The organism is Halobellus sp. Atlit-38R, from assembly GCF_003665925.1.
GTDB classification, from domain to species: domain Archaea; phylum Halobacteriota; class Halobacteria; order Halobacteriales; family Haloferacaceae; genus Haloquadratum; species Haloquadratum inordinatus.
In genome coordinates, this window is the sequence record NZ_QXIJ01000016.1 from 1 (window position 1) to 15,134 (window position 15,134).

The 15,134-nt window shown below is 54.5% G+C and carries 18 protein-coding genes and 1 pseudogene; 15 read left to right on the forward strand and 4 right to left on the reverse strand.

The features are described from left to right. Window positions 1-165: 165 nt before the first annotated feature. Both D3D02_RS15650 and D3D02_RS20365 read right to left on the reverse strand, forming a co-directional pair. Window positions 166-836, reverse strand: a pseudogene (locus D3D02_RS15650) (IS6 family transposase). A gap of 353 nt (window positions 837-1,189) precedes the next feature. Beyond that, window positions 1,190-1,993, reverse strand: a complete 804-nt coding sequence (locus D3D02_RS20365) for a winged helix-turn-helix domain-containing protein (protein WP_147435634.1) — start codon at window positions 1,991-1,993, stop codon at window positions 1,190-1,192. 953 nt (window positions 1,994-2,946) lie between these two features. Between D3D02_RS20365 and D3D02_RS21235 the strand changes: the two genes are divergently transcribed. From D3D02_RS21235 to D3D02_RS15725, 14 genes are all read left to right on the forward strand, one after another. Then, window positions 2,947-3,423, forward strand: a complete 477-nt coding sequence (locus tag D3D02_RS21235; RefSeq protein ID WP_233560679.1) for a hypothetical protein — start codon at window positions 2,947-2,949, stop codon at window positions 3,421-3,423. Window positions 3,424-3,678: 255 nt separating this feature from the next. Then, the gene (locus tag D3D02_RS20370) at window positions 3,679-4,071 is read left to right on the forward strand and encodes a hypothetical protein (protein ID WP_147435635.1); all 393 of its coding nucleotides are present in this window, start codon (window positions 3,679-3,681) and stop codon (window positions 4,069-4,071) included. Window positions 4,072-5,124: 1,053 nt separating this feature from the next. Beyond that, the gene (locus D3D02_RS15670; RefSeq protein ID WP_121570926.1) at window positions 5,125-5,496 is read left to right on the forward strand and encodes a helix-turn-helix domain-containing protein; all 372 of its coding nucleotides are present in this window, start codon (window positions 5,125-5,127) and stop codon (window positions 5,494-5,496) included. After that, window positions 5,493-5,843: a type II toxin-antitoxin system PemK/MazF family toxin gene (locus D3D02_RS15675; RefSeq protein WP_121570927.1), complete on the forward strand. Its 351-nt coding sequence runs from the start codon at window positions 5,493-5,495 to the stop codon at window positions 5,841-5,843. The genes D3D02_RS15670 and D3D02_RS15675 overlap by 4 nt, the downstream gene beginning before the upstream one ends. 298 nt (window positions 5,844-6,141) lie before the next feature. After that, complete coding sequence (gene nikR, locus D3D02_RS15680) at window positions 6,142-6,570, forward strand: nickel-responsive transcriptional regulator NikR (RefSeq protein ID WP_121570928.1); 429 nt, start codon at window positions 6,142-6,144, stop codon at window positions 6,568-6,570. 225 nt (window positions 6,571-6,795) lie between these two features. Further along, the gene (locus D3D02_RS15685) at window positions 6,796-7,824 is read left to right on the forward strand and encodes an ABC transporter substrate-binding protein (RefSeq protein WP_121570929.1); all 1,029 of its coding nucleotides are present in this window, start codon (window positions 6,796-6,798) and stop codon (window positions 7,822-7,824) included. After that, the gene (locus tag D3D02_RS15690) at window positions 7,821-8,663 is read left to right on the forward strand and encodes an ABC transporter permease (RefSeq protein ID WP_121570930.1); all 843 of its coding nucleotides are present in this window, start codon (window positions 7,821-7,823) and stop codon (window positions 8,661-8,663) included. The genes D3D02_RS15685 and D3D02_RS15690 overlap by 4 nt, the downstream gene beginning before the upstream one ends. Further along, window positions 8,654-9,442 (forward strand): ABC transporter ATP-binding protein, encoded by a 789-nt coding sequence (locus D3D02_RS15695; RefSeq protein WP_121570931.1) that lies wholly within the window; start codon window positions 8,654-8,656, stop codon window positions 9,440-9,442. Before D3D02_RS15690 ends, D3D02_RS15695 begins: the two co-directional genes overlap by 10 nt. A 98-nt stretch (window positions 9,443-9,540) precedes the next feature. Further along, a complete protein-coding gene (locus tag D3D02_RS15700) occupies window positions 9,541-9,951 on the forward strand; it encodes a CopG family ribbon-helix-helix protein (protein ID WP_121570932.1) in 411 nt (136 codons plus the stop codon). 136 nt (window positions 9,952-10,087) lie between these two features. Next, on the forward strand, window positions 10,088-10,768 hold the full coding sequence (locus D3D02_RS15705; protein ID WP_121570933.1) for an energy-coupling factor ABC transporter permease: 681 nt from the start codon (window positions 10,088-10,090) through the stop codon (window positions 10,766-10,768). Continuing rightward, window positions 10,768-11,091 (forward strand): cobalamin transport operon protein, encoded by a 324-nt coding sequence (locus D3D02_RS15710; protein ID WP_115821728.1) that lies wholly within the window; start codon window positions 10,768-10,770, stop codon window positions 11,089-11,091. The genes D3D02_RS15705 and D3D02_RS15710 overlap by 1 nt, the downstream gene beginning before the upstream one ends. A 2-nt stretch (window positions 11,092-11,093) precedes the next feature. Further along, entirely contained in the window at window positions 11,094-11,909 is an 816-nt protein-coding gene (locus tag D3D02_RS15715; RefSeq protein ID WP_121570934.1) for an energy-coupling factor transporter transmembrane protein EcfT, read from the forward strand. Continuing rightward, window positions 11,906-12,796, forward strand: a complete 891-nt coding sequence (locus D3D02_RS15720) for an energy-coupling factor ABC transporter ATP-binding protein (RefSeq protein ID WP_121570935.1) — start codon at window positions 11,906-11,908, stop codon at window positions 12,794-12,796. The genes D3D02_RS15715 and D3D02_RS15720 overlap by 4 nt, the downstream gene beginning before the upstream one ends. Continuing rightward, window positions 12,777-13,553, forward strand: coding sequence for a DUF1405 domain-containing protein (locus D3D02_RS15725; RefSeq protein ID WP_121570936.1), 777 nt, complete (start codon window positions 12,777-12,779; stop codon window positions 13,551-13,553). Before D3D02_RS15720 ends, D3D02_RS15725 begins: the two co-directional genes overlap by 20 nt. Before the next feature lie 138 nt (window positions 13,554-13,691). Here D3D02_RS15725 and D3D02_RS15730 read toward each other — a convergent pair whose 3' ends face one another. Further along, complete coding sequence (locus D3D02_RS15730; RefSeq protein ID WP_158599389.1) at window positions 13,692-13,988, reverse strand: GYD domain-containing protein; 297 nt, start codon at window positions 13,986-13,988, stop codon at window positions 13,692-13,694. Window positions 13,989-14,364: 376 nt separating this feature from the next. Between D3D02_RS15730 and D3D02_RS15735 the strand changes: the two genes are divergently transcribed. Beyond that, window positions 14,365-14,754: a CopG family ribbon-helix-helix protein gene (locus D3D02_RS15735; RefSeq protein ID WP_121570938.1), complete on the forward strand. Its 390-nt coding sequence runs from the start codon at window positions 14,365-14,367 to the stop codon at window positions 14,752-14,754. A gap of 20 nt (window positions 14,755-14,774) precedes the next feature. Here the strand turns inward: D3D02_RS15735 and D3D02_RS15740 are convergent, their stop codons facing one another. Next, a complete protein-coding gene (locus D3D02_RS15740) occupies window positions 14,775-15,062 on the reverse strand; it encodes an amphi-Trp domain-containing protein (protein ID WP_121570973.1) in 288 nt (95 codons plus the stop codon). Window positions 15,063-15,134: the final 72 nt, after the last annotated feature.

Sequence of the window (15,134 nt, forward strand, 5' to 3'; positions counted from 1 at the left end):
CCGCCACCGAATCTTCCCGAAATAGTGCGTCGTGAGGCACGCCAACCAGAGAAATCACGCCTTACCTTGAACAAACAGGTGGCTCAAGCCTTCAGCCGGGAGGTACAGCCTTAACCGAACACGAATGTATCGAGATGATAAAGTCATTTCGTAAAATGGCACTGTCTAGTTAACAGCCTCCTCTGGCGTTCGATTATCTAACGCTTGATACGGTCGTTGAACGTTATAGTAGTACACAAACTGTGCAAGCCATTAGGCGACGACAGGCCGACTGCCAATCTAGGTGTGATGGAAGCAGTCAATCTTCGTTTGAGGGTGTGAAACCACTTTTCGATGAGGTTTCGGTCCACGTAGTCAAGGCGACCGCTCAGATCGACTCAAAAAGGCAGTCAGATAGCCGTAGCCATCAACGAGAAACTCAGCATCTGAGAGATCGTGCTTCCCGACGAGTTGCTGGAGAAACTCAGTTGTTGGATCGGTGCCTCGCCGATCGAAGAGATTGACGCCGAGCAGCAACTTTGAGTCGAGGTCTATTGTGGCGTATACCCAAAACAGCTCTCCGTTGGTTCGGACAGCAGTTTCGTCAACTGCGGCCCGCGTCGGCTGCGCCGACGGTGGGTCAAGAAAGTTACCAGACAGTCGATGTACCCACCGCCAAACAGCTTGAGGTAACCGTTCAACGTCTAATTCAGCCAAATCGTTGATATTTCTCTGAGCGAACATCCGGTCGCGTGGAGGCGGACGGCGACGCCCGTAAAGGCGTTCGCCGTCCGCTCACGCTTCCAATATCTATCTAACTCACTGTCTAACCCCTCGTTGAGCAGGTCTGCGAGCATCTGTGGACAAGATACTCAACGACCTGCTTTCTCCTCAAACTGCGCTAACTAGACAGCTCACAAAGATCTTGGCCATATTAGTTGAATCTATACATAACCCAATAAATGGCAACCGCTATGGTAACTATAAAAATGAAAATCAAACCCCTCATAGTTTGGAGCACTGGCCAAAACTGTAGTGCAATGAGAATAAGGAGAAGCCAAATTATAAGGTTTTGACGAAGTATCAGTTTATTTTGTGACATAGTGGTATATCTGTGAATAGACTCCCGAGTGGTATATTTTCACCGATATTTGAACATTCTCTTTTTGAGGGACTACCTCATTAAGAATTTGCTGCTGAAGAGTCGAATTTAATGTTGTTGACGTATTGGAGAGGGCACCCCTCGTGAGAAAATAGGATCTGCAGCCTGAACTACGGTCTCATATTGATCTTTGGCCCAGCTAATTGACTCGGTAGAATCATTCAATAGTACACCCCGAATGCCGTGGTTAGTAAATATAACAACACCTACTGTTGAATTATCGAAAAGCCAGAGTCCAAATTCGAAGGGAAGAGAGTGGCGGAATAAACTGACGTTATCTGACTTAATAAGCAGAGATGTGTCATTAGAGCGGCTGGAATTAATTTTTCTAAAAACATTATCGGGAATAATTAGTTCTAGCGAGTATTTATTTTCCTCTATTACCTGTTTACGGAACTTCTCTAAGAGACTAAGTGTGATGATCGGAGTAGCAACACATACTATATTTGTATCGTTAATTCTGTCAAAAAGCACATCTAGAACTAGATCAGGAGCCGACCCTTCTGATTTATAGGTTGATGCATTTGTTATTACATCACCTGAGATTGGGCTATCTACAGGCAAACCTTTAATGAGACTAGCTACATCAGCGAGTGAATTTAACTGGTCGAGATATTCACAATAAATTTTATGTGTGTGTTCCCCTAGTAGAGTTGGCTTCCATCGCCCATTTGAATACTTTATCAGGTTCGCATCACACAAGTCTTGAATCGCTCGATCCAGTGTAGATCGAGAATATGGTAGTGTATCTTCTAATTTATTTTTGGGACGGGGACGCTCAATTATTTCATCCATACAGTTTTCACGTTTATGCAAAACAAGCGCAAGATCATTTTCTGAATTGGAGGGCATTTGATATTCATATTAGATCACATATGATAAATCTGTGGGTGGCGCTATTATCACTGTTTCGTCAAACGCACCGCGATTCGGATTTCACCTCTCTGCGGGCTATAGATCGAATTCTTGAACCTAATCGTAGATTGTTTTGCGAGATCACTTGAGGTCCAAGGTTTCGAGGATAAGATGGCATTCGATAGCGACAGCTTGACCAACGAGAATAGTCCAGAGAGTCAAAATTCGATGCTTGTTCAGAGAAACTGGCCGACGGGAGTAAGCCCAGTAGTAGTGAACGGCTCGTCGAGGAGTTAGGTGAAATAAATGCGGACGAGCTAGAGGAGGCTATCAAAGCCGGGAGAGAGACCATCAAGAAAGCGGACGGTTTCCATAAATCCGTTGATAGGCCGAACGACGAAACGAAATACATTCCCCACGAAGGTGGGCTTCCGTCCAACCGATACTACGAACCCGTACGGATACTACGGTAGCAGTTCTGGACTTAAGTCCTCGGAAAGTAGCTACAGCCAGAGTTCAAGGGATCGACGGCTTTCTTCGAAATTGGAATGAAGAGTCCGTCAAGACGCTCCTAGAAAGTGGAGTCTCGTACGTCGAAAGCGAGCACAATGATGGAACGGTTGAGGGACGATGCATTGCGACCTAGGATGTATTCGAAGCCGTGCTGTCGTTGCATATTCGGCCTGATACACGCATACTTCTTAGATAGCGAAGGTGAAATTACAGCACGCTTCGACGACACCTTACAGTATTATTGGTTGCCCAAAGCCGCATACAGACAGCTTGGCGAACGGTTGAAGCCCGATCTGTTCTCGGCAGTCATAACCCTTTAAGAGTTGAAACAGATACCAGAAAAAGAACGTCAGCATAGGTTGATCGCTTGTGTATACTGAGCGATCAAGGAGAAAGAGCCATCACCGTTGTTGCTTATTTGCTGGTAAGACTATCTGATGGAACAGCGTGGCCGCCGATTAACTGATGCATTCGTCGCTGCTCTCGAACTTCGCAAACACCTCCCTGAAGGGACAGCCTTCTGCGATGCGTTCACCGACCTCGAACTCCAGACCGAGACGCTTGAAGACGGCTACCCAGAGTGGCATCCCGCGTCGTACCCATTCCACGGGATGCTCAAGCTCTTTGTTTATCTGGAAATCACTGGAGACAGCTATCGGTCTCTCACACGCCATCCAGAACTTGCCGACGTATTCGGTCTCGACCAAATTCCTAACGAGTCAGTTATCTCTCAAACGTGGCGCAATCGCTTTGATCCCGATGTTCGTGGGTATGTTACTGCCAGTGCACACTGCGTAGTCAAGGAGATCCACAACGAGAACCTCTCAGTTCCTGAAGTCCGGCCACTGGAGGAAGTCAAGCAGTCATCAGAAGAGACTACTGCCTCGACTGAGAACACTACTCCGGAATTATGACGGCCCCCCTATGTCGTCATCCTTGACGAGGTCGACCAACTCGAAGACAAAGCTATTCTCTACGACCTCAAACGGATTCGCAACCTCTCACTCATCCTCGTTGCGAACAAAGAAGAGGAACTCTTCGACCCGTTGAATGACCGCCTCACGAGCCGTCTTTGTGCTTCGACTCGCATTTTCTTCGACCGATACAGTACCAACGAACTCGTCCAAATCCTCGAACCTCGTGTCCGATGGGGTCTCCACGCTGACGCAGTGACAACAGAACAATTGGAATTCATTTCGGAAGCGGCGGCTGGTGATGCGCGGGTTGGAATCGAGACGCTTCGGGTCGCAGCTCGTCGGGCTACCCAACGAGGTCTCAATTCCGTTCCTGATGAGGTGATTGAGGGAGCGGTTCCGAAGGCGAAATCGGAAATCCGACAGCGGAATGTGGAAACGCTGACCGACGAGCAACAGATACTCTACGACATCATTACCGAGCACGAGGAAATCGCACCGAGTGACCTCTACGCGAAATACCGGGGCCAATCAAGCGACCCGAAGACCGACCGGACTGTTCGGAACTACCTCCAGAAAATGGAACGGTACAACCTCATTCGCGCTAAAGGCCACAACCGCGGACGAACGTATTGCTCAGTCGCGTAGCAGTTCTCAAGAAACGACCTAGTTTGGCTTTGTTGAAATCCTCAGTAAGTGTTGCACCAGTGCGGTCAGTACAGGTCATGTAGTTACCGATATTTACGAGAAGAACTTGAAGCGCACCGAGTTATGGTCTAGTCTCATCCCTATCGGTTATTTCTATGATTCTCTTGAGAAGCGACGACGGATTGCGACGAGAACGAGGCCCAGAAAAATGCCGATGGGGAGGGTGCCGAGAATACCAATAGTTAGACCAAACCTGACCCAAGCCATCTGCTGGCGAAGTGTAGGGAGACCTGTTTCTGGTATACCGCTAATACCAATCAGAGGGAGATGGAGCAAACCAGCTATAGGGAGATGCAAGAAATGAGCCAACACAACGGTTAGAACCCCGAATAACAATCCCCGAGGAAATGACGGTTTCTCTGGTCGCTCGATGAGAAGCCACCAAAACAACGGTGCTGAAATTGTTGCTGAAATAGCGGCTGAAGGGCCAAAAATTAGAGCCCCCAGAAAGTAACTCACAGCCGCAAGGAACACCCAAAACCACGCTGAATATAGATAACCTGTTGAAAGCCGAGAGAAAATGGTCATACCACCTTATTAGATATACAAGTCAATAAAGTAACTTCTCTGTTTGAGTAAGTGGCCAATCAATACGCAGTCTTCAGCGACCGGGTGTTTCAACCTGGATTGTGCCTGAAGAATAGGATTTCAGCAGAGTCGCCCTTTTGCAATGTGTTTCAGTGCCCAGTGCTATGGCCCATACGCAGTTCTAAGCATTTATTTTCTTAGATTTTCTCGAAATGTACACTCGCTACTGGCGTGATTAGCCAGTCATAATCCGTCCATCTGTGAAATACATCATTCAGACTATGATTTGTCAAAATCCATCCTCCGACTTTCTGAACTTCCACGGTCGCAGAGAAGATGAGACTGATCGTCTCAATGCATACGGTTCTCGAACTCCTTCGCGATGGACAGTGATTCGCCTTCAGCAATTTTCGTAGCTTTCACACCTAACACTCTTCACAACGGATGACGTACCTCCTTTCAACTATGTCCATCGACCGAGATACATTCGAGAACACGAGCGAGGACGAGCTCGCGGATCTTTCGGTCCCTGACCAAGTCCTCGGTTTTCTCGCCACCAACGAGGATCGAGCGTTCAAGGCTCGCGAGATCGCCTCCCAGATCGGCGTCGACGAGGGGGCGGTGAGCACTGCACTCTCACGACTGAAGGACCGCGGTCTAGTCGAACACAAGGCGACGTACTGGGCGATAACCGACAACGACGAGCGACTCGAGGGGTACAGCGGCTACGAACGAGCGACTGCTCTGTTCAACGAGCAACTCGGCACAGAAGACAAGGAATCTTGGCGCGAACACGCGCCCAGCGAGTCACACCCGAGCGTTGAGGATGAACAGTGACCAACGGAGAACCACCAATTTTCGATCGTGGCGACGTCGTCTACGGCGATGACCCGTTCAAAGGTGACGAGGACGCTCGGCCTTGGCTCATTCTTTCGAACCACGAAGGGCGTCCGTTCCACGGCGAGCAGTATATCGCGCTCACGCTGACGTCGAAATCATGGATGGATGGACTCATCGACATTCCCGAGGAGAGTTGGCTTCGTGGCGGTACGCCAGATGAGAGCCGGATCGTTCCATGGGGTGTGCAATCGATCGGCCACGAGGACATCGATTTCTGGCAGGGTCGTCTGGCGGATGATATCGTCGATAACGCGACTACTGCTCTCGTCAAAGAATTACGGTAGCCGCTTTCGAGCACTCAGGTTTTTGCGCGTTACACCTTCTTCTGAACGAAGTCTCAAATCCCCACAACTCGGAGGGTGGTATTGATGCGTGTATTCTGTTTTTTCATTCCAACAAAATACATCACAAGTTTCTGACTAACCCTGAAATTCGTTTCAGCAACACTCCGCAATTTCGAAGCAACCCACCGTCTCTTAGAGTGCCGGTATCCCACTATCGTGAGAAAGCAGGTCACTAATCACTCTACTACCGCAGCTGAAAATGATAATCCTTAATATTTCTCGTGGTCCATATTGTTATATGAGTGTGGTCAGCGTCTCGATGCCGGAGGAATTGCTTAATCGAATCGACCAGTTCGCAGACGACCACGGCTATACTGGTCGCAGTGAAGTACTTCGTGAAGCAAGCCGGAATCTCCTCGGTGAATTCGAGGACAAGAAACTCGAAGACCGAAACTTGATGGGCGTCGTCACGGTGGTTTTCGACTACGAAACGACGAGTGTCGAGGAGAAAATGATGCACCTCCGCCACGAGCACGAGGACCTCGTCGCGTCGAACTTCCACAGCCACGTCGGCGGCCACCACTGCATGGAACTGTTCGTCCTCGAAGGCAGCCTCGAAGACATCTCGACGTTCGTCGGAAAGATCCGAGCGACGAAAGACACGCTCACAATCGACTACTCAGTGCTACCCGTCGACGACTTCGGCCCGCTGGCCGATATGAACTGATTCTGTTCTGCCCCTTCCGGCGAGCCCCCTTCCTTCCGCTCGGTTCACTCGCTCCAGTCAGTGGGTTCGCCGACGTTCCACTCGCTCCCTGCGGTCGCTCGCGGGATTCTCGCTAAATTCACGCTGACTCTAGCAACATCTACGAACTCTATCCCCCATCAGTATTAACTACCTTTGCTAGAATCACAGTTATTATTAGGAATACTTCTATAGTTAGCAACACTGATGGTTCAAATCTCACGCCGAAGACTACTCCAGAAGGCAGGCGCAACCGCGATTGCTGCGACAGGAATCGCCGGCTGTCTCGGTCAGGGAGGTGCATCACTCGATTCCGTCACGGTCGCGTACGTCCCGATTTACCCGAACATGCAACACTTCGTGATGCAGGAGGAGGGCTACTACGACGAGCTATCTGTCGATGTCACCGTTGAACGGTTCAGCAACGGTCCGAGCTTGGTGAAGGCGTTCGCCAGCGGCGATATCGATGTCGCTATTGGAGGAGTCACTCCTGCGATGGTTCTCGTCGATAGAGGAGCTAATGCAACCGTTCTCACGGCAAACGGGCGAAACGCGTTCAAAGTGATGGCGACTACCGATATCGCAGATCTATACGGGCAAGTGGGTTCGGATACATTCGAGCAATTCGAGGCAGAATACGGGCGTAAGATGCGATTTGGGGCCCCCCCGGACGGGAGCGTCCCCGATGTGGTTCTTCGGTACTGGATCGAACGGGATCTCGGTGTGGGGGACTTCGACACAGTTGTAACGAAGTCGAAAATCAATCCGGCTCGCTCGGTACAGACTATCCAAGCAGGCGATATCGACGCGACGATGATTATGGAACCGTTTGCGACAATAATCGGACGCGACGAGAGATTCACCGAACTCGAATGGTCTGGAAGCATATTTCCGGGGCATCCGATGACCGGGTTGTTCGTGAACCAACGGGTACTCGAGGCGACAGAGGTTGCTCAATCGCTCGTTGACGCGCACATTCGAGCGACTCAGTTTGTGAACGCTAATCCGAACACGGCTGCCGCTCACGCAGCGTCGGTCATCGGGTCGGGGGTGAGCGTCGAACTCGCTGAGGCCGCGATGCAGTCTCGCGCGGCAGATTTCATTTCTGACCCGCGACAGATCGTTGACCAGACCGAGACGATGTCGGAATACGTCGCGGAGGTGGGTAACATCGACGAAGCAGTTGAATCAGACGAATTGTTCGCATTCGAGCCATACGAATCCGTTCGAGAATGACGGCACGCACGACTACCAGCATCGGCGACGTTGAGCGTACACGACTCGGGATCGATACGCGAAGGTATGCTCGCGGCGTCGGCGGTCTCTGTATATTCCTCACGGTGTGGTGGATCGGTGCAGCAACGACACAACCGTCGTATCTGTTACCGGGGCCGGTCGAGTCGGCACGAGCATTTCTCGACCTGTTTACTACGTCGACAGCGCTCCTCGTTCCGCTATTCGGTGCCGAAATAACACTTCCAACCGGGATTGCACACCTCACACAGACGCTGTTACATTACGTTCCCGGCCTCCTGTTCGGTGCCGTCAGTGGATCTGGATTCGGCCTTGCGATGGGCTGGAACGGTGCGCTCGACGACTGGCTGCGACCACTCGTCCGGGTACTGCGACCGATCCCACCGCTGGCGTGGATCGTCTTCGCCATCGTCTGGTTCGGCATCCACCACACTGGCGCGGCGTTCATAGTCTTCGTCGGCGCGTTCTGGATCAACTTCTACGGCGCCTACGGCGGCGTAGAGGGCGTTTCGACCGAACTGACCGATGCGGCGTCGACGCTCGGCGTGGAGCGCGACCTCTCGATGCTGAAACTCGTTGCACTCCCAAGTGCCGCTCCCCAGGTGTTGACCGGATTTCGGACGAGCATCGGTCGCTGCTGGATGATCGTCGTCGGCGCCGAACTGTTCGGCGCACCAGGCGTCGGCTACGAGATCATCAACGCCTCGAACAACCTCGCGATGGCAACCAGCGTCGCCTACATGTTCCTGATCAGCCTGGCGTTCCTCTGTATGGACGTCGGGTTCCGACTACTCGAACGGAGGGTCCTCGCATGGCGCTGAGTTCGGACTCGTCTACCAGTCGAGACGCACGTGAGAAGATCACTATCCAGAACGTCAGCCGGTCATACGAGTCGACGCAGGCGCTCGCAGACGTCTCGTTTTCGGTTGCGGAGGGGGAGTTCTGCTGTGTCGTCGGTCCCTCGGGGTGTGGGAAGACGACGCTGTTGCGAGCAATCGCCGGGCTTGACGATCCGGATGGTGGGTCGATACTGGTCGGTGGAGACCCGGTTACCGGTCCTGGGCTGGACAGGGGAATGGTCTTTCAGGAGTACGCGCTGTTCCCGTGGCGAACCGTCAGCGGGAATATCCGGTTTGGCCTCGACCGGCCCGCCTGTGACTGTCCCGACTGCGAGGGACGAGTCCGGGAGTTGATCGACTTGGTGGGGCTCGACGGCTTCGAGGACGCGTACCCAAAAGAGCTGTCCGGCGGTATGAAACAGCGCGTCGGTATCGCTCGCGCGCTCGCCCCCGATCCGGAGATCCTCTTGATGGACGAACCGTTCGGTAGTGTCGACGCTCGGACGCGCGACCGCTTGCACGCCGAATTGCTCGATATCTGGACGCAAACCGGACAGACCGTTGTGTTCGTCACCCACGATATCGACGAGGCAGTGACCCTCGCTGATCGCGTGGTCGTTATGGACGCGGACCCGGGAACCGTGCAGTCGACGTTCTCTATTGACTTAGAACGCCCACGTGAACGGACCTCTCGGGACTTCGTGGACCACGTCGCGAGAATTAGGGATGCGCTCGGAAGCCCTGTCGACACTAGCTACTGACACGCTCTCACAGCAAGATTATTAATAAGAGTTTACTACACCACCATCTCTATTATCTTTGAGATAATTTTTAATATATGCCCATTGTGAGCTCCTCGATGACGGAGCGACTCCGGGATGATCTCGATACGTTTGCGGAAGAACACGGCTACACCGGACGGAGTGAGGTCATCCGCGAAGCGTGCCAGTCGCTGCTTGCTGAGTACCAAGAGACAGACTACGAGGATCGGCGGGTATTGGCGACAGTTACGGCTGTCTTCGGATACGACGAACCGGAGATCGAGTGCAGAATGATGGATATCCGCCACGAATTCGAGGCGTCAATCCGATCGAATTCCCATAACTGCCTCGAAGGGAACGCCGGCTGTGTCGAGACGTTCGTCGTCGAAGCCGCGTACGACGACGCCCTGCAATTTATCGGTACTGTTCGAGGTGCAGACGAGTCAGTTTCAGTCGAATACACGGTCGTACCTGTCGATGTTATGGACGCACAGATAAGCGAGCAATAGTGGAAACAACTTCCGCCGACAGAGGTTAGTTCCCTTCTCTATCAAGACGGGGCTTCATTCTACGCTATGATTGTTATCTACTGTAGGCTAGTACAGCAACTTTATTATAATCGCCACCACAATTGTCAAACCAGAGATGGCTCACATTCACCTCGGGGAAGGCTCGTTCCCGCTATGGGCACTGGTACTCTGGACGCTGCTCGGCGTCGGACTGATCAGTGCCGTCGTCTACCGAGTCCGGAAAGGCGGCATCAAGACACACCAAATCGCGCTCGCCGGCATCGGCGCGGCCGCGAGCTTCGCGATCTTCCAGTTGAACATTCCCGTGTGGGGCGGGATTCATATGAACCTCACCGGCCTCGTGGGGATTCTTGCCGGGCCGCTACTCGGAGCGCTCATTGCACTGGTCGTCAACATCTTCTCGGCAGCGCTCGGCCACGGTGCAGTCGGCCTCCTCGGCGCGAATACGCTCGTCAACGCGAGCGAAGCTATCGTCGCCTACTACGCGTTCAAGACCCTGATGGGGATGGACTGGGACGTATTCCCCGCCAGCGCCAGTGCCGCGACGCTCGGCCTTTCCACAGGCGCGTTCCTGATGGGAGCGATCATCGTCGTCAGTGGCGTGAACGGGAGCGCGCTGCCGCGTGGTGACCTGACGATCGCGGTCGCTGGTCTCGTCGGGCTCAACCTCGGCGTCGCAGTCATCGAGGGTATCCTGACGGGATTCATCGTTCAGTTCCTCGCGTCCGTCCGCCCCGACCTCGTCGGCCTCGCCGACCGTGACACCCAGGAGGAGCCGACCGGGGTGACGGCCTGATGCAGCGCTGGAAGCAGTACGGCGGGCTCGCCGGTCTGTTCGCTGTCTTTCTCGCCGCTGGGTACTGGGGATTCACCACAACCGGTGGCGCAGTTCCGTGGGCCAAGCGCTCTGCGAAAGCCCTCCAGCGGGGTGTGCAGGAGGGTGGCGGGGCGCTTGTCGACTTCGGCCGCGGTATCGTTGTCGCCGGCCCCATCCGTAACGGCGGAATGATGCTCGAATTCGGTGCGCTCGTCCTCGTGTTGGTCGTGTTCGGTATCGGAGTGTACGTCTACGTCGACCGCTACGGCGGCTTCAAGGACGGAGAACGCCCAGCTCGGTAACCGTGACGACACTCTCGAACCACGTTCCTGACCCGCGGCTCATCACGGCGTTTGCCGAGCGGCGAGACGGACCGTTACACCGCGTCAATCCATGGACGAAGGTCGGCGTCGTCGGTGCACTCGTACTTGCGGTTACGGTGTTCGACCGTCTCGCGCTCTTGGCCGGACTGTACGGAGCCGTACTGGTGGTCTACGGACTCGCTGGACTGCCCTTTCGACGGTTGGCCGGCTGGTACACGCTGCCGATGCTGTTCATCGTCTCGGTCGCCGGACCGCTGGCGTTTCTCGAACCGGGGACGCCGATCGGTGGGGCGCTCTCGACACCGCTCGGTGAACTTTCGGTCACGTGGGGAGGACTCGTCCTCTTCTTGGAGCTCAGCTGCCGATCACTCACAGTCGTGACGTTTGCCTTGACAGCGTCGATGACGACCAAATATACGGATGTCGCGTATCTGCTCGGTCGGTTGCTCCCGAGACCGATCGACCAGATCGCGCTGCTCACCTATCGGTTCACGTTCGTTATGCTCGAGACGCTCGAAGATCTCGTGAAAGCCGCACTCTCCCGTGGAGCGAACTTCTCGGAGTTCTGGTCGAACAAACGGCTGTACGCCAGAATCCTCGGGATGACGATGCTGTCGGCGATCGAGCAGTCCGAACGGCTCGTCAAGTCGATGGAAGCTCGCGGCTACGACGGCGACATTACGCTGTACGGTGACGTCTCGCGCCCGCCCGCTCGTGAGCTCCTCGCTGTCGGTGCCTGCTACGCCGGCGTCGCCGCCTATTCGCTGATCGTGGTCTACGAGGTGGTCCCGCTATGAGTGGGGATCGCTCCGAGGGACGGGCGCCGCTGGTCGATCTCCGGTGTAAGACCCACACCTACCCCGACGGCACCGTCGGGATGCACGACGTCGACTTCTCGGTCTATCCCGACGAGGTGGTCGCGCTCGTCGGCGGTAACGGCGCTGGCAAGTCGACATTGTTGGAGCACTTGAACGCCACCCTCGTCCCCGATGAGGGAGAGTTGGTCATTGACGGCACGTCGATCACCGAGGACAACAAGGCCGACGCCCGCAAAGAAGTCGGATTCGTCTTCCAGGATGCCGATACACAACTGGTGGCGCCCACGGTGCTGGACGACGTGCTATTCGGCCTGCAGAACTACGGGGCGACCGGCGAGGCGGCCGAACAGCGCGCCCGGGAGGCGCTCGCGACCGTCGACGCCGCCCACCTCGAAGACCGGGTCCCCCACTACCTCAGCGGCGGCGAAAAGCGACTGGTCGGCCTCGCGGGTGTCCTCGTGCTGGAGCCCAGCGTGGTCGTCCTCGACGAGCCGCTGGCTGGCCTCGACCCCGAACGGTCGCGACTAGTCGCCGAGCGAATCCGACAGGTCCACAAAGAGGGTATCAGCGTCGTGCTGTCGACCCACGACCTCGGGTTCGCGGCCGAGATCGCCGACCGTGTCTGCGTGATGGCCGAGGGCAACGTCGTCGAGAGCGGCACACCCCGAGAGGTATTCTACGACGACGACCTGCTGGGACGGGCGAATCTCCGCCCGCCAGCGGCAGTCCGGATCGCCCGCGACGCGGGCCTCGAAGAAAGTACCCGACCAGTCACAGAAGCCGAGCTCGTCGGCCTCCTCTCCGGCCGCGGGGTTCCGTCTGAAACGATCCGAGCGGAGTCGTTCGATGGCAGCAGCGGAGACTGACCGTCTCCCTCGGTACCTCGCACCACTTCCCGACCGAGTCGAATCGGTAGCCCTCCAGTACGCGTGGGTAATCATCGCGATCAACCTCGCGGGCACTGCGTTCGGCTTCTGGTACTATATCCCCCAGTTCCAACTCGAGCCGGTCGTCGCGTGGCCGGTCGTCCCGGACAGTCCGACGGCTACGCTGTTCATCGCCTGCTCGCTAGCGCTGTACACACTCGGCTGGTCGAACGAGTACCTGAACATGCTGGGGTTTTTCGGTTGTATCAAGCTCGGCCTCTGGACGCCGTACGTCCTGACGGTGTTCGCAGACGCGTTTCTCGCGACGGTTACGCCACCACCGCAGGTCGTTCCACTGTTCCGACGAAAACTCGCCTCGAACGCGATGTACGCCTTCCTGTTCGTCTCACACTTGGGGATGGTCGTCCAAGCGTTCCTCATCCATCGCTACAGTGACTTTCCCGGTCGAGCGATTCTCGTTGCCGTGATTTGGTACGGGTTCAACGACCTCGTCGACTATTTCGTCCCGATTGTCGGGACACCGCATCACACCCTGTTGCCGGTCGAACCGATTGTGAACGGCACCGTCCAGCACGTCTCCCCGGCACACGAGATTGCGGCTATAGGCGCCGTCGCGTTTACCATACTGGCGACGGCCCTATCGACGAGGATCCGGTGGGAGAAACGATCGAACCGGGCGAGAACCGTTTCATCTTCGAGGGGCGAACAATCGACCCCGTACGGCGAGGAACGCTAGCAGCTATACAAATATCTGGCCAAACAATCCAGTAGGCGGAACCGATTTTAACAGTTCGTAGAATAAAAGTGGTGATAATCCTCCATTTGCGGCCGACATCACACCCCAAACTATAGCTCTCTATGTGTGAAACAGCCGTTAGGGGAGTTCCTCAACGAACTCTTTGTACTCGTCGTGGTCGAACACTTCGGAGATCTCAACCTCGTGCGTACCGTCACGCTCCAGCAGTAACCGGGCCTGTTCGCTACTCCGACCATCGGGTAGCTCGAAGACGATCACAGCGTCGTAGTCCTCGATGCTTCCGTGGTAGGTGTCGAGAACTTTCCCGTCTACCTGGCCGACGATATCTCGCATATTTTCGTGCCACTGTGGCATACTCTCAATCTCCTGCTTTGCATCCGTCGTGTGCTTGGCCAGCGCTAGATACGTTTGCATACGACGCATAGGAGTATGCCACCGGCAAAAATAATATTTTTGGTATAGGTTTTAATATAAGATATTATTATAGGCAGTCAAGATGCTAAATTGATGTGGCGGGCCCAAATGTTGTTGTACTGATGAGTTCTACCTATGTTACCGTCAATTCCTTATCTAATCAGTCGCATATTGTTCGAATTACGACGAGTCTCGGGCGGTTCTGGGTTAACCTCGGACTGTTCGACGAGCAAACCAGACGTCATATGAGAGACCATCCGGCGCGTGCATCGATATCGGACCCCGTAAGTCAGGATATATGACTTCCGACATAGGTGATAAGATATAGAACATAGTTACTAGTAACTCATATACGTCGAGCCTTGATTAATACTCGATGCGCACGAGCTTCAATATCCCCGACGACCTCCTCTCCGAGTTCGATGAGACGTGGCAGGCAGAGGGATTAGATTCACGTTCGCGTGGCGTCCGCGAAGCGATGCAGGAGTATATCGAGGTACACACCAGACTGGAGGATATCGAAGGCGACGTCGTCGTTATCATCGCTTTCGATTACGAACACGAAGCGGTTATCGAAGAGATTCACGACGTACAACATCAGTTTCAGGACGTCATCACGACCACGAATCATATCTATGAAGGAGAATGGTGTCTCGAGACACTCTTCTGCAGCGGACCGGCACCGCGTGTCCGGGACCTCACCTATCGCTTGCGCGATTTCGATGCGGTGAGTCGGGTCAAACTGATGCTCCTCGCGGAGCACTAGGCTGTACTCACGGCTGGTTCTCACTCGATTTCCAGCTGACCGCTCCCACCATCTCCATCAGCGCCGTTCTCGTCCCATTCGAGTTCGAACTCGATACTCAATTCACCGGGTCCATCTGTCGGCCCCTCACGTTCGGCTTTGACCTCGAACGTCGGGCGAGCTGGCGGTTCCATTGTCACGGAATCGGATCCCGATTTCAGAGTGATTCCGTCTCCTTGTTCTAATTTATCGGCTACACGGCGAAGATACGCTGCGATTTCCTCTCGACTCTGGTCGCTTTCCGATTTGAACAGGACCTCTTCGGGCATATGGACGCAGATGCCGCCCATGCTGATAACTGCACCCTCTGTCCGAACCGCTGCTGCCCTATCTCACGAATA